General features: G+C 63.7%; 11 protein-coding genes and 1 tRNA gene. 3 read left to right on the forward strand and 9 right to left on the reverse strand.

Annotation, left to right across the window (positions count from 1 at the left end):
- Nucleotides 1-8: 8 nt before the first annotated feature.
- Together ACWKV7_RS01845 and ACWKV7_RS01850 are read right to left on the reverse strand one after the other, a co-directional pair.
- Complete coding sequence (locus ACWKV7_RS01845) at nt 9-1352, reverse strand: glutamine synthetase family protein (protein ID WP_487249187.1); 1344 nt, start codon at nt 1350-1352, stop codon at nt 9-11.
- A gap of 216 nt (nt 1353-1568) precedes the next feature.
- Nucleotides 1569-1645, reverse strand: a tRNA-Arg gene (locus ACWKV7_RS01850).
- Nucleotides 1646-1749: 104 nt separating this feature from the next.
- Between ACWKV7_RS01850 and ACWKV7_RS01855 the strand changes: the two genes are divergently transcribed.
- Nucleotides 1750-2220 (forward strand): N-acetyltransferase family protein, encoded by a 471-nt coding sequence (locus tag ACWKV7_RS01855; protein WP_483855928.1) that lies wholly within the window; start codon nt 1750-1752, stop codon nt 2218-2220.
- Here ACWKV7_RS01855 and ACWKV7_RS01860 read toward each other — a convergent pair.
- The 3 genes from ACWKV7_RS01860 to ACWKV7_RS01870 form a co-directional block, all read right to left on the reverse strand.
- Entirely contained in the window at nt 2217-3620 is a 1404-nt protein-coding gene (locus ACWKV7_RS01860) for a sodium-dependent transporter (RefSeq protein WP_483855929.1), read from the reverse strand. The genes ACWKV7_RS01855 and ACWKV7_RS01860 overlap by 4 nt on opposite strands.
- Before the next feature lie 65 nt (nt 3621-3685).
- Nucleotides 3686-4744 carry a Glu/Leu/Phe/Val dehydrogenase dimerization domain-containing protein gene (locus tag ACWKV7_RS01865; RefSeq protein WP_483855930.1) on the reverse strand — a complete coding sequence of 353 codons (1059 nt, stop codon included), beginning with the start codon at nt 4742-4744 and terminating at the stop codon, nt 3686-3688.
- Nucleotides 4745-4831: 87 nt separating this feature from the next.
- Complete coding sequence (locus tag ACWKV7_RS01870) at nt 4832-8299, reverse strand: indolepyruvate ferredoxin oxidoreductase family protein (protein ID WP_483855931.1); 3468 nt, start codon at nt 8297-8299, stop codon at nt 4832-4834.
- Between the two features lie 197 nt (nt 8300-8496).
- Between ACWKV7_RS01870 and ACWKV7_RS01875 the strand changes: the two genes are divergently transcribed.
- Nucleotides 8497-8964: an Lrp/AsnC family transcriptional regulator gene (locus ACWKV7_RS01875; RefSeq protein ID WP_483855932.1), complete on the forward strand. Its 468-nt coding sequence runs from the start codon at nt 8497-8499 to the stop codon at nt 8962-8964.
- 376 nt (nt 8965-9340) lie between these two features.
- Nucleotides 9341-9673 carry an Arc family DNA-binding protein gene (locus tag ACWKV7_RS01880; RefSeq protein WP_483855933.1) on the forward strand — a complete coding sequence of 111 codons (333 nt, stop codon included), beginning with the start codon at nt 9341-9343 and terminating at the stop codon, nt 9671-9673.
- Between the two features lie 130 nt (nt 9674-9803).
- Here the strand turns inward: ACWKV7_RS01880 and ACWKV7_RS01885 are convergent, their stop codons facing one another.
- The 4 genes from ACWKV7_RS01885 to mgtE form a co-directional block, all read right to left on the reverse strand.
- Nucleotides 9804-10940 (reverse strand): sodium ion-translocating decarboxylase subunit beta, encoded by a 1137-nt coding sequence (locus ACWKV7_RS01885; RefSeq protein WP_483855934.1) that lies wholly within the window; start codon nt 10938-10940, stop codon nt 9804-9806.
- Between the two features lie 10 nt (nt 10941-10950).
- Nucleotides 10951-12726 carry a sodium-extruding oxaloacetate decarboxylase subunit alpha gene (gene oadA / locus ACWKV7_RS01890; RefSeq protein WP_483855935.1) on the reverse strand — a complete coding sequence of 592 codons (1776 nt, stop codon included), beginning with the start codon at nt 12724-12726 and terminating at the stop codon, nt 10951-10953.
- A 25-nt stretch (nt 12727-12751) separates the two neighbouring features.
- A complete protein-coding gene (locus ACWKV7_RS01895) occupies nt 12752-13003 on the reverse strand; it encodes an OadG family protein (protein WP_483855936.1) in 252 nt (83 codons plus the stop codon).
- Between the two features lie 197 nt (nt 13004-13200).
- Nucleotides 13201-14640: a magnesium transporter gene (gene mgtE, locus ACWKV7_RS01900; RefSeq protein ID WP_483855937.1), complete on the reverse strand. Its 1440-nt coding sequence runs from the start codon at nt 14638-14640 to the stop codon at nt 13201-13203.
- Nucleotides 14641-14785 lie beyond the last annotated feature (145 nt).

Below are 14785 nucleotides of genomic sequence, written 5' to 3' on the forward strand. Positions count from 1 at the left end.
CGCGTTGGTTAAACCTGGGAACCGAGAATACGGCGCTCCCAGGGACTGATTTCATCGAAGAAGCTCGAAAGCTCCATGGTCTTGCTGGCAATGTAGCCTTCGATGAACTCATTGCCGAACAATTCCCGCGCCAGCTGGCTGCGCTTCAGACGCTCGATTGCCGCATGCATGGTACAGGGCAGCGTCAATGCGTCGGGCGTCTCGAACTCGCCCTGGATCGCCTCGCTCGGCTCCAGCTCGCGCTCGATGCCATACAGGCCGGCCGCCAAACTGGCGGCAATGACCAGGTAGGGGTTGGCATCGGCGCCCGGCAAGCGGTTTTCCACCCGCCGCGCCACCGGTGCACTGGCCGGAATGCGCAGCCCCGCGGAACGGTTGTCGTGGGACCAGCAGGCATTGTTCGGTGAAGCATAGGGGTTGCACAGCCGCTGGTAGGAATTGACGTTGGGTGCCAGCAGCAGCGTGAGGTCGGCCAGCGCAGCCTGCTGACCGCCGATGAAATGACGAAACGCCGCGGTGGCCTCACCCTGTTCGTCGCTGAAGATATTGCGGCCGCTACCCTGCTCCACCACGCTCTGATGCACATGCATGGAGCTGCCCGGAATCTTCGGCACCGGCTTGGCCATGCAGACGACGTTGACGCCATGGCGCAAGCCGACTTCCTTGAGCAGATGTTTGAACAGGAAGGTCTGGTCCGCCAGCAGCAGTGGATCTCCGTGTAGCAGGTTGATCTCGAACTGGCTGGTGCCCATCTCGTGCATGAAGGTGTCGCGCGGCAAGCCCATGGCCGCCATGCAGCGATAGACCTCTTCGAAGAACGGCCGCAGGCCGTTGTTGGACGACACGCTGAACGCCGAGAAGCCCTGCTCCCGCCGGCCGTCCAGGCCGACCGGCGGCTGGAACGGCTGTTGCGGATCGGGGTTTGGCGCGAACACGTAGAACTCCAGTTCGGTAGCCACCACCGGCTGCCAGCCGTGGGCGGCATAACGGGCGATCACCTGCTTGAGCTGGCCTCGGGTGGACAGGCCGCACAGGCTGCCGTCCAGTTCGTCGGCATCGCAGATCGCCAGCGCACGCGGAGTATCGCTCCAAGGTAGGCGATGGACTTGTGCGGGGTCGGCCAGCAGCGCCACGTCGCCATCGTCGCTGCCATAGAAACGTGCCGGCGGGTAGCCGCCCATGATGCATTGCAGCAACACCCCACGGGCCAATTGCAGACGCCGCCCTTCGAGAAAGCCCTCGGCGGTCATGACCTTGCCACGCGGCACTCCGTTCAAATCCGGAGTCACGCATTCGATTTCGTCGATACCGGCCAAACGCTCAGCGAGTGGACTACGGCCGTTATTGCTCATGACTCTTATCCTTATTGTTCTGGCAATGCCGCTGGCAGCGGCGATGCGCACAAAATTCGCATCAGCCGTTCAAAATTTCAAGCACACGAGGAAGAATCCACGGACCGTTCGCCGCTTGCCGACGCACTTCCATAATAGGGAGACCGAAAACTGACATTCTGTGGGTGGGGACGATCGAAAGAGGGATGCGCCGGTGCCAGAACAGGCAGATCGAGATGGCGTCCCAGGCGAGGTTCGAACTCACAACCTTCCCCTTAGGAGGGGGATGCTCTATCCAATTGAGCTACTGGGACGCAGTGCGGCGGATCGTCGGCGCGCATGTTAACGGCCGAGGACCGTTTTGTCATGTTGTCGCCCGTGGAGTCTGAAACCTGTCACCCGCGCTCGGAGAACCGCCATGCCATCACCTCGAGAAGCCGCCTTCCGCGTACGCACAGCATGTGCCAGCGACGCGACGCCACTGGCCCGCCTGCTGCAGCAGCTCGGCAGCCAGGATCCGCGCCCCGATGCCCAGGCACTCGCCGAGCGCCTGGCACACCTGCCTGACGGTCGGGTGGTACTGGTCGCGGAATCCGGCGATCACTTGCTGGGCACCTGCACGCTGCACCTCATCGAACACCTTGCGCACAACTTCGCTCGCTCCGCGATCCTGGAGGACGTGGTAGTCGATGCCAAACAGCGCGGCCAGGGTATTGGTCGCGCCCTGCTCGGCGAAGCCGCAGCCCAGGCCAGTGCCTGGGGCTGCTACAAGCTGGCACTATCGACCCGCAGGGATCGGGAAGCCGCACAGCATTTCTATGCCGAACTCGGCTACCGACACCACGGCTTCAGCCTGGCCCTACCGCTGGCTGAAGCGCCGCGACGCTAACCGCCGAACACGCCGATGGCATTCAGGAACACCACCAGGATGCCCAGCGGCGTCAGGCAGCGCAGCACCCACCACCAGGCGCGGAACCATTGCGGGCTGGCCATGCCGAGCGAGTCGCGCACCTGATACTCCTTCAGTACCCAGCCGGCGAACAGCACGGTGAACAGGCCGCCCAGGGGCATCAACAGGTTGGTGGTCAGATAGTCCAGGCAATCGAAGAAGGTCTTGTCGAACAGCGTGTAGTCCGCGCCGAGGTTGAACGAGAACACCGTGCCCAGGCTCAGCAGCCACAGGGCGACGCCACTCAGGGCCACCGCCGCGCGCCGGCTCATGCCGAACTTCTCGGTCAGCCAGGCGATGGTCGGCTCGCTGAGGGAGATCGCCGAAGTCAGGGCGGCAACGAACAGCATGACGAAGAACAGCGTGCCAATCAGTTGCCCCAGCGGCATCTGACCGAAGGCGATGGGCAGCGTAACGAAGATCAGGCCCGGGCCGGCCCCCGGCTCCAGGCCGTTGGCGAACACCACCGGGAAGATCGCCAGGCCGGCGAGCAGCGCCACGGCGGTATCGGCCAGCGCTACCATGATCGAAGTCTTGGCGATCGAGGTGCCCTCCGGCAGATATGAGCCGTAGGCCATCATCGCGCCGCTGGCCAGGCTCAGGGTGAAGAAGGCATGCCCCATGGCCACCAGCACGCTCTGCGCGCTCAGCTTGCTGAAGTCGGCGACGAACAGGAAACGCACGGCTTCATTGAAATGCCCGGTGGTGGCGGCGTAGCCGACCAGCACCAGCAGCAAGGCGAAGAGTCCCGGCATGAGGAAGCGCAGCGAGCGCTCCAGGCCCTTGCGCACGCCGAAACCGACGATCAGCAGGGTCGCCAGCAGCACCAGGGTGCCGTAGCCGACCAGTTTGAGCGGATTACCCAGCAGGCCGCCGAACAGGCTGTCGCTGGCCTCGGCCGCCAGGCCATTGAATCCGCCGCTCGCCGCCACGGGCACATAGGCCAGCGCCCAGCCGGCCACCACCGCATAGAAGCTCAGGATCAGGAAGCCGGTCAGCACCCCCAGGCCACCCAACGCTCCCCAGTGCCGACTGGCCCCGGCGCGGCGCGCCACCGCTGCCACCGCACCGGCCGGGTTACGCCGGCCGCTGCGGCCGATCATCACTTCGGCCATCAGCAACGGGATGCCGATCACCAGGATGCATGCGAGGTAGACCAGCACGAAGGCGCCGCCGCCATGCTCGCCGGTGATGTAGGGGAACTTCCAGATGTTGCCCAGGCCCACGGCGGAACCGGTGGCGGCCAGGAAGAAGATCCAGCGTGACGACCACAGGCCACGCCCGTCGCTACTGGAACTGTCGGCAAAGGTGCCGACGCCGACGCTGCTGTCTTGACTCATAGGGTTTGCCTTCTTGTTGTTGTAGGGGGGTTGGCGCCACCGCGTGGCGCCGGCAAGCCTGCTGTTCAGCGGCCAGCCTGGAGCCGCTCCCGGGCCAGGCGATCGGCCACGGCCGCTGTGGTGCCGCCCTCGGCATCGGCACGCTCGAAAATCTGCCGCAGCGTTTCGCCGATACCTTCGATATGCGCCTTGAGTTCCGCCGCGCTACCGCCGGTGCGCTCGTAGCAGACGTCGATGATGCCGCCGGCGTTGATTGCGTAGTCCGGAGCATAGAGGCAGCGGCGCGACTGAAGTTCCTCGGCCAACTGGGCATCGGCCAGCTGATTGTTCGCGGCCCCGGCGATCACCGGTGCCCGCAACGCCTCGAGGGTCTGCGGATTGATGATGCCGCCCAGGGCACAGGGTGCGAAGACGTCCACGTCCAGGCCATAGATGTCCTGCTGACGCACCGCATGGGCACCCAGTTCCTCCACGGCACGCTGCACGTTGGCGTCCTGGATGTCGGTGACCCAGAGTTCGGCACCGGCTTCGTGGAGCTGGCGGGCAAGGCCGAAGCCGACCTGGCCGACGCCCTGGATCGCCACCTTCAATCCCTTGAGATCGCCGCGCCCCAGGCGGTGGGCAACGGCCACCTTCAGGCCAATGAACACGCCATAGGCGGTCGAGGGCGACGGATCGCCGCTGCGCATGCCGCCATCCCAGGCCTCGCGCAGACCGGCACCTGCCACGTGGCGGGTGCGCTGGGCCATGAACTGCATTTCCGCCACGCCGGTGCCGGAGTCGGCTGCGGTGATGTAGCGACCACCGAGGCTGTCGACGAAATCGCCCATGGCCTGGAACAGCGCTTCGCTCTTGTCCTTTCGCGGATCGCCAATGATCACCGCTTTGCCGCCGCCCAACGGCAACTGCGCCAGGGCCGACTTGTAGGTCATGCCGCGGGACAGGCGCAGCACATCGCGCAGCGCTTCCTCGTCGGTGGCGTACGGCCACATGCGGCAGCCGCCCAAGGCCGGACCAAGGGTGGTGTCATGGATGGCGATGATGGCCTTCAGGCCGGTTGCCTTGTCGTGACCGAATACGACCTGCTCATGGTGATCGAATTCGACGTGGGAAAACACGGACATGCGGGTTCCTCGGGTTCTGATTGTGGGGTCGGTACTGTCTAGGGCTGGTGGACGGGCTTGCCGGCAGGCGCAGGCAAGCCGTCGCTGTCAGGCTGCGGGCTCGAACAGGCGCACCACCTGCGTTTCACTGGCGGTCAGACGCGCCTTGAGAGAGGTCGCCTGTTCACGTGCCCTGGCCACGGCCTTGTCCTTGACATGGCCATAGCCGCGGATCTGCTCCGGCAGCTCGGCCAGGGCCACGGCAGTGCGGTAGTTGTCCGGATTGAGCACCACCAGCAGCAGGTCCAGGTCTTGCTCGTACTGCTCGATCAGCTCCCGCTCCAGGCGGCGCTCAGCGCTGTAGCCGAACGGATCGAGTGCGGTGCCGCGCAGGAACTTGAATCGCGCCAGAAGGTTGAATGCCGTGAGCATCCAAGGGCCGAACTGACGCTTGCGCGGTTCGCCGGTCAGCGGATCGCGCTTGGCCAGCCAGGTCGGAGCCAAGTGGAACTCCAGCCGGTAGTCGCCCTGGAACTGCGCCTGCAATTGCCGGGTGAAGGCCGCATCGCTGTACAAGCGCGCCACTTCGTATTCGTCCTTGTAGGCGAGCAGCTTGAAGTAGTAACGCGCCACCGCCCTGGTCAACGCATGATCCTTGTCGGCATCGATCCTGCGCACAGCCGCCACGCGCTCGCGATAGCGCTCCGCATAGGCGGCATCCTGGTAGGCGGTGAGCAGTGCGACACGGTGCTCGACGATCTCGTCCAGGGTTTCGCAGCTGGGCTCGGCCAGATCGGCTGGCTTGGCCAGCTTTTCCACGGCGGCGAGATCATGGGCAGCGCGACGCCCCCACAGGAACGCCTGCTGGTTGAGCTTGACTGCCACACCGTTCAGCTCGATGGCTTTCTCGATGGCAGCGGCGGAAACCGGCACCAGTCCCTTCTGATAGGCGTAGCCCAGCATGAACAGGTTTGTGGCGATGCTGTCGCCGAGCAGTCGCGTCGCAAGGCGCGTGGCATCGACGAAATGGGTCTTGCCCTCGCCCACCGCCTCTACCAGCGCTTCGCGCATGGCGGCGCCGGGAACCTGGGCGTCCGGGTTGCGGGTGAACTCGGCGGTGGCCGCTTCATGACTATTGATCACTGCGTGGGCGATCTTGTCGTTGAGCTTGGCCAGGGCCTCCTCACTGCTCGCCACCACCAGGTCGCAGCCGAGCAACAGGTCGGTCTCGCCGGCGGCGATGCGCACGGCATAGATGTCCTCCTGCTTGGCGGCAATGCGAATGTGGGTGACCACCGGGCCAAACTTCTGCGCCAGGCCAGCCTGGTCGAGCACGCTGCAGCCCTTGCCTTCGATATGCGCGGCCATGCCCAGCAGGGCGCCGACGGTGGTCACGCCGCTGCCGCCGACGCCGGGCAAGAGAATGTTCCAGGGGCGTGCCAGGGCAGGCTGTCGCGGTTCCGGCAAGGCAATGAACAGTGCATTCAAGCCCACGGCTTCCGGCTGGCGCAAACTGCCACCGTGCACGGTAACGAAGCTCGGGCAAAAGCCCTCGACGCAGCTGAAATCCTTGTTGCAGGCGTTCTGGTCGATCTGCCGTTTGCGACCCAGCTCGGTTTCCAACGGCAGTACCGACAGGCAGTTGGACTTCACGCTGCAATCGCCACAGCCCTCGCATACGGCCGGGTTGATGAAGGCGCGCTTGGCCGGGTCGGCCAGCTTGCCGCGCTTGCGCCGGCGGCGCTTTTCCGTGGCGCAGGTCTGGTCGTAGATGATCACCGAAACGCCCTTGAACTCGCGCAACTCGCGCTGCACGGCATCCAGATCGCGACGGTGATGGAAAGTGACAATAGGGGCGAAGGTGCTGCGGGTCGGGTATTTCTCCGGCTCATCGCTGACCAGGGCGATGCGCTTGACGCCCTCGGCGTATACCTGCTGGCTGAGCTGATCGACTCGCAGTTCGCCATCGATGGGCTGGCCGCCGGTCATGGCCACCGCGTCGTTGTAGAGAATCTTGTAGGTGATGTTGACGCCGGCGGCGACCGAGGCGCGCAAGGCCAGCTGTCCCGAGTGGAAATAGGTGCCGTCGCCGAGGTTCTGGAACACGTGGGGCGTATCGGTGAACGGCGCCTGGCCGATCCAGGTGGCGCCCTCGCCGCCCATCTGGGTGAAGGTGTCGGTATTGCGGTCCATCCACTGGGTCATGTAGTGGCAACCGATGCCACCGAGGGCGCGGCTGCCTTCGGGCAGCTTGGTAGAGCTGTTGTGCGGGCAGCCGGAGCAGAAGTGCGGGGTGCGCTTGGTCTGGTGCTTGGGAGCCGCCAGGGCTTTCTCCTTGGCGGCGAGAAAACCCAGGCGCTGCTCGATGGTGGGACTGGTGTAGATCGGCGCCAGGCGCTTGGCGATGACCCGGGCGATCATCGCGGGTGTCAGTTCGGAGAGGTTCGGCAGCAGCGAGTTGCCCTGCTCGTCGAACTCCCCGACCACGCGGGGGCGCTTGCCCACCGGCCAGTTGTAGAGCTGGCCGGTCAATTGGTCTTCGATAATGCTGCGTTTTTCCTCGACCACCAGGATTTCGTCCAAGCCCTCGGCGAACTCGTGCACCGAGACCGGCTCCAGCGGCCAGCTCATGCCGACCTTGAGCACGCGCAGGCCGACCTGGGCACACAGCTCGTCGTCGAGGCCAAGGTCGACCAACGCCTGGCGCACATCGAGGTAGGACTTGCCGGTGGTGATGATGCCCAGTCGCGGATTCGGCGAGTCGAGCATCACCTTGTTCAGGTGGTTGGCACGGGCGAAGGCCCGGGCGGCGTAGATCTTGTAGGTATTGAGGCGTTTTTCCTGGGCCAGCGGCGGGTCCGGCCAGCGGATGTGCACACCGCCTTCCGGCAGCTCGAAGTCGTCGGGAATCTTCAGTTCGATGCGCAACGGGTCGACATCCACCACCGCCGAGGAGTCGACGTTCTCGGCAATGGTCTTCAACGCCACCCAGCAACCGCTGTAGCGCGATAGCTCCCACCCAATGATGCCGTAGTCGAGGATTTCCTGGACGTTGGCCGGATTCAATACCGGAATCGAGGCGGCGATGAACGCATGCTCGCTCTGGTGGGCGATGCTCGACGACTTGCACCCGTGGTCATCGCCAGCCAGCAGCAGCACGCCGCCATGGGGTGAAACGCCGGCGGAGTTGCCATGCTTGAAGACGTCGCCACAGCGGTCGACGCCCGGTCCCTTGCCGTACCACATGGCGAACACGCCATCGTAGCGGGCACCGGGGAACAGATTGGTCTGCTGGCTACCCCACACACCGGTGGCGGCCAGCTCTTCGTTCACGCCGGGCTGAAAATGGATGTGGTTTTCCTGGAGGAACTGCTTGGCTTCCCACAGGCTCTTGTCGAGCCCGCCAAGCGGCGAGCCGCGGTAGCCGGATATGAAACAGGCGGTGTTCAGCCCGTGGGCGGCATCGCGCTGCTTTTGCAACATCGGCAGGCGGGTCAGCGCCTGGGTGCCGGTGAGATACAGATGACCGGTGGCGAGCCGGTACTTGTCATCCAGGCGGATCTCGGCCAGTGACATGGGGCGCTCCTTTTATTCTTATGCGAGCGAAGCGGCACTTTATTAGTGCCGCCATCCTGCCCCGCACGGGATCGCCGCGCGGAGCCACTGGGGCAAAACTATGACTGAGGGGTATCGGCTTTTTCTTTCTATTTTCAGGCTTCGCCGAGCATAATCCGCAAAATCCTTTCGCTAAGAACAATAAAAAGGAAACATTAATGCAGGAAAAGCTGAGCACCATCGATCGGCGCATTCTCCGACTATTGCAGCACGACGCCGACCTGTCGGCTGCGGAGATCGCCGAAAAAGTGGAGTTATCGCAATCGCCCTGCTGGCGACGCATCCATCGCATGCAGGAAGAGGGAGTGATCGAGCGCAAGGTGGCATTGCTCAATCCCCAACGCCTCGGCCTGGGCATGACGGTGTTCGTCAACGTCAAGCTCTCGGCCCACGGCCGCAACAACCTGGAGGAGTTCGAGCAGGCAGTAGTCGGTTATCCGGAGGTGCTGGAGTGCTACACCATGGCCGGCAGCTCGGACTATCTGCTGAAGGTGGTGGCCCGCGACATTGCCAGCTACGAGCGCTTTCTGCGGGATCAGTTGCTCCAGCGCCCGCACGTGCAGGAAGCACACTCGAACATCGCCATGAGCGAGGTCAAGCGGACCACCGAGCTGCCTCTGGACTGAGCCAGTCGATCAACGGTAGTGCCAGTCGGCGGCCCCATCATTTCGCTGGGTTGCGGTCCCAGCGATACGCCGTACAGTAGCCGCGCAATTCCTGGCAGGGTGGACAGAATCTCGATCGGCACCGACCGGGTTCGCAAATAACCACTCAGTTTGCTTAATGCAACGCATTTCTGATAATCGGTGCTGGCAAAGCGCCGCTACATTGACCAAAATACGACACAGAATTGACGTCAAGGAACTGATCATATGGCTAATGGTCATAAGGACGTCAAGCGCGATACTGAGTGAACGACTTGCATTCAAGGCAGTCAAACCGGTGACTATCTTGTAGCTCATTGCCAGCATCGCTTCCCTGAACCAACCCGGGTTAAACATTATGCGCCCTATGAAACAGGCTATTTACTCCAGCCGCACGGCTGACAAATTCGTCGTCCGTTTGCCGGATGGCATGCGTGAGCGCATCGCCGATGTGGCGCGCAACCACCATCGCAGCATGAACTCCGAAATCATCGCCCGCCTAGAGCAAAGCCTGATTCAAGAAGGCACGCTGGACGAAGACCTGAGCATGCGCCTGGACAGCCCTGAGCTGTCCTTGCACGAGCGAGAATTGCTGCAGCGCTTCCGCCAGCTGTCGCGGCGCCAGCAAAATGCACTGGTAGCGCTGATCGCCCACGACGCAGAGCTCGCCGCGAACGCCGAAGAGGCCTAAGCGGTACCGCTCGCCAGGAGAGCCGGCACCCGCCGGCCTTCTGCGGTGTGCCCCAGCAGACTGCAGTTGCTGGAAAACGGGGCGCAAACAAAAGCCGCCATAAAGGCGGCTTTCTGCTGGGCGCAGAATCTCAGCCCACGAAGTTCAGCAGCACCCCCGCCGCCACCGCCGAACCAATCACCCCGGCCACGTTCGGCCCCATGGCATGCATCAGCAGGAAGTTCTGCGGATTGGCTTCCAGCCCCACCTTGTTGGACACCCGCGCCGCCATCGGCACCGCGGAGACGCCGGCCGAACCGATCAAGGGGTTGATCTTCTGCTTGCTGAACATGTTCATCAGCTTGGCCATCAGGACCCCTGCCGCGGTGCCGCCACAGAAGGCGATCATGCCGAGCACCAGGATGCCCAGGGTCTTGATTTGCAGGAAGGCATCGGCGGATAGCTTGGAGCCAACCGTCAACCCCAGGGCGATGGTGACGATGTTGATCAAGGCATTGCGCGAAGTATCGGCCAGGCGCTCCACCACGCCGCTCTCACGCAGCAGATTGCCGAAGGCGAACATGCCCACCAGCGGCGCCGCGTCCGGTAGTAGCATGCCGATCAGCAGGCACAGCAACAGCGGGAAGACGATCTTCTCGGCCTGGCTGACATGTCGCAGTTGCTGCATGACGATGGCGCGCTCGTCCTTGGTGGTCAGCGCACGCATGATCGGCGGCTGCAGCAACGGAACCAGGGCCATGTAGGAGTAGGCGGCCACGGCGATGGGGCCGAGCAGATCGGGCGCCAGCTTGGAGGTCACGAAGATCGAGGTCGGGCCGTCCGCACCACCGATGATGGCGATGGAGGCCGCTTCCTTCAGGGTGAACTCCATGCCGGGGATGCCCATGGCCGTCAACGCCAACGCCCCGAGCAGGGTACCGAAGATACCGAACTGCGCCGCCGCGCCGAGCAGCAGGGTCTTGGGATTGGCCAGCATCGGACCGAAGTCCGTCATTGCCCCCACGCCCATGAAGATCAACAGCGGGAACACGCTGGTCGGCAACCCCACCTCGTAAAAGAGATGCAGGACGCCGGCCCCCTCGGCCATGTTCGCCACCGGGATGTTCGCCAGCAGGCCGCCGAAGCCGATGGGGATCAGCAACAGCGGTTCGAAGCCCTTGCGAATGGCTAGGAAGATCAACCCCAGGCAGACCGCGATCATCAGCGCCTGGCCCGGCTCCAAATGGTAGAGACCGGTGCTTTGCCAGATCTTGAGCAACTTATCCATGCGTCGCTCCTCAGGCGATGGTCAGCAGGCTGTCGCCCACCGCCACGGCATCACCGACCTTGATGTTGATGACGCCGATAGTGCCGGCCTTGAAGGCGCGGATCTCGGTTTCCATCTTCATCGCCTCGAGAATGACGATCAGCTCGCCTTCCTCGACCACCTGCCCCGGCTTCACCAGAACCTTGAAAATATTGCCGGCCAGCGGCGCGCTCTGCGGCTCGCCACCCGACACCACCGCTGCGGCTGGCGCAGGCGATGCACCGGCACCGCCTAGGGGCTTGATGCCGCTGATGTCGCCCCCCTCATTGACCTGCACCACGAACGACTTGCCGCTGACCTCGACGGTGTAGACCTCGGGCTTGCCAGCCTCCCGCGCCGGCAGCTCCTTGCCGGTCGGCGCCGGCTCGAAGGCCGCGGCATTGCCGCGGTTTTCCAGAAACTTCAGGCCGATCTGCGGGAACAGCGCATAGGTGAGCACATCGTCGATTTCATTCGCGGCCAAGGTGATGCCTTTCTCCCGAGCCAGTGCCTTCAGCTCGGCGGTCAGCTTGTCCATTTCCGGGACCAGCAGATCGGCGGGGCGGCAGGTGATCGGCTCGCCACCATCCAGCACGCGAGCTTGCAGCGCCTCGTTGAACGGCGCTGGCGCCGCGCCGTACTCGCCTTTGAGAACGCCGGCGGTTTCCTTGGTGATGGACTTGTAGCGCTCGCCGGTCAGCACGTTGATTACCGCCTGGGTACCCACGATCTGCGAGGTCGGGGTCACCAAGGGGATGAAGCCGAGGTCTTCGCGCACCCGCGGGATCTCCGCCAGCACCTGGTCGAACCTGTCCTGGGCGCCCTGCTCCTTGAGCTGGCTCTCCATGTTGGTGAGCATGCCGCCGGGCACCTGGGCCACCAGGATGCGCGAATCGACTCCCTTGAGATTGCCTTCGAACTTCGCATACTTCTTGCGCACCTCGCGGAAGTAGGCGGCGATCTCTTCAAGCAACTCCAGGTCGAGCCCGGTATCGCGTTCGCTGCCCTGGAAGATCGCTACCACCGATTCGGTCGGTGAGTGGCCATAGGTCATGGAGAGCGACGAGATGGCGGTGTCGACATTGTCGATGCCCGCCTCCACCGCCTTGAGAATGGCCGCCGTGGACAGGCCCGCGGTGGCATGGCACTGCATGTGGATCGGGATCGACAGGCTGGTCTTCAGCCGCGACACCAGCTCGAAGGCAACATAGGGATTGAGAATACCGGCCATGTCCTTGATCGCCACGGAATCGGCGCCCATGTCCTCGATCTGCTTGGCCAGGTCGACCCACATCTCCAGCGTGTGTACCGGGCTGGTGGTGTAGGAAATGGTGCCCTGGGCGTGCTTGCCCTGGCGCTTGACCGCCTGCAAGGCTGTCTGCAGATTGCGCGGGTCGTTCATCGCATCGAAAACGCGGAACACATCGACGCCGTTGACGGCGGCCCGCTCGACGAACTTCTCCACCACATCGTCGGCATAGTGGCGATAACCCAGCAGGTTCTGTCCACGCAGCAGCATCTGCTGGCGGGTCCTGGGCATGGCCTTCTTCAGTTCGCGAATGCGCTCCCAGGGATCTTCGCCCAGGTAGCGAATGCAGGCATCGAACGTCGCCCCACCCCAGGACTCGACGGACCAGAAGCCCACCTGATCGAGCTTGGGCGCGATCGGCAGCATGTCTTCCAGGCGGACACGGGTGGCGAGAATCGACTGGTGGGCATCGCGCAGCACTACATCGGTGATTCCAAGCGCTTGTTTTGAGACGGTCATGCAAGAACTCCCTATCGGACCGGAATCAACCGCGACGTGCGCGGTGCTGGCTAATGGCGGATTGAATGGCGGCGAGCAGATCGGCATCCGGCTCCAGCGCCACGGCGGCCTTCGCCGGCACGGGCGCGGCGGTTGGCACAGGAGCGGCGGCGAAGCGATCGATCAGGCGGGACATCGCGCGAATGGCGAACACCAGGAGGATGAGGAAAGCGAAAACGAAACCCATGCCCAGCAGCATGAGCTCGACTCCCTCGAGCAGGAGTTGACTAGGGGTCATCGTGGCTCCTTTGCCAGCGGCTCTGGCCGCGCTTGTTTTTCTTGGAAGAAGGCCAGTAGCGGGCCCAGGCAAATCTGCCGAACAGTAGCCTGAAACGAGCGTTTGAAGCAAACCGAGTACACGACCAGGACGGCAAGGCGCCGCACCCGCATTGCGCTCGACCCATTGCCGGGCCGAGCGAGAGGCGAAAGGGGGAGTTACAGCAGGAAGAGCGTGGCCAGGCCGAGGAAGATGAAGAAACCGCCGCTATCGGTCATCGCGGTGATCATGACACTGGAGCCCAGCGCCGGGTCGCGTCCCAGGCGCACCAGGGTCATGGGAATCAACACCCCCATCAACGCGGCCAGCAACAGGTTGAGCGTCATCGCCCCGGTCATGACCAGGCCCAGCGACCAGCTGTCGTAGAGTATCCAGGCCACCACACCAATCACTCCGCCCCAGAGCAGGCCGTTGATCAGCGCCACGCCCAGTTCTTTGCGCATTAGCCGGGAATTGTGACCGGCACCGAGCTGGTCCAGTGCCATTGCACGCACGATCATGGTGATGGTCTGGTTACCGGAATTGCCACCGATACCGGCGACGATGGGCATCAACGCCGCCAGCGCCACCAGCTTTTCGATGGAGTCCTCGAACAGACCGATAACCCGCGAGGCGATGAAGGCGGTGATCAGGTTGATCGCCAGCCAGGCCCAGCGGTTGCGCACCGACTTCCACACCGAGGCGAAGATGTCTTCCTCCTCGCGCAGACCCGCCATGCTCAGCACTTCGCTCTCGCTCTCCTCGCGGATCAGGTCGACCATCTCGTCGATGGTCAGGCGACCGATCAGCTTGCCGCTCTTCTCCACCACCGGGGCGGAGATCAGGTCATAGCGCTCGAAAGCCTGGGCAGCTTCGTAGGCATCCTCGTCCGGATGGAAGCTCACCGGGTCGCTGGCCATCACCTCGCCCACCAGCCGCTCGGGATCGTTCACCAGCAGCCGCTTGATCGGCAGCACGCCCTTGAGAATGCCGTCGTAGTCGACCACAAAAAGCTTGTCGGTGTGCCCCGGCAGTTCCTTCAGCCGGCGCAGGTAGCGCAACACGACCTCCAGTGCCACATCGTCGCGGATGGTGACCATTTCGAAGTCCATCAGCGCGCCGACCTGGTCTTCCTCGTAGGACAGCGCCGAGCGCACACGCTCGCGCTGCTGCGCATCGAGGCTTTCCATCAGCTCGTGGACGACATCCCGCGGGAACTCCGAGGCGAGGTCGGCGAGTTCGTCGGCGTCCATTTCCCGGGCGGCCGCGAGTATCTCGTGATCGTCCATGTCGGCGATCAGCGTCTCACGGACCGCATCGGATACTTCGAGGAGGATGTCGCCGTCGCGTTCTGCGTTGACCAGCTTCCAGACGGTCAGGCGCTCTTCCAGCGGCAGGGCTTCGAGAATATGGGCGACGTCGGCGGGGTGAAGCTCGTCAAGTCGACGCTGCAACTCGGCCAAGTTCTGCCGGTGCACCAGGCCCTCGACCAGTTCCTGGTGATGCCCCTCCTGGCGGTGGGTCAGGTTTTCCACCAGCTTGTGCCGGTGCAGCAGCTCGACCACCTGCGCCAGGCGGTCCTGCGGGCTTTCTTGCTTCTTGGCGTCTACTTCGGTCATGGCGCGCTCCACCCCCAGCGGCGGAATCGCGCCAAAGGGAGATCAATCAATACGTACGCAATTGCGCAATCGAGGTTCGGAGTGACTACTGGGTAAGTCCATGGTGGTATTCCACAAGCCCCGGCGGGGCTGACGGCGGCAATGA

The organism is Zestomonas ipomoeae (assembly GCF_057128665.1).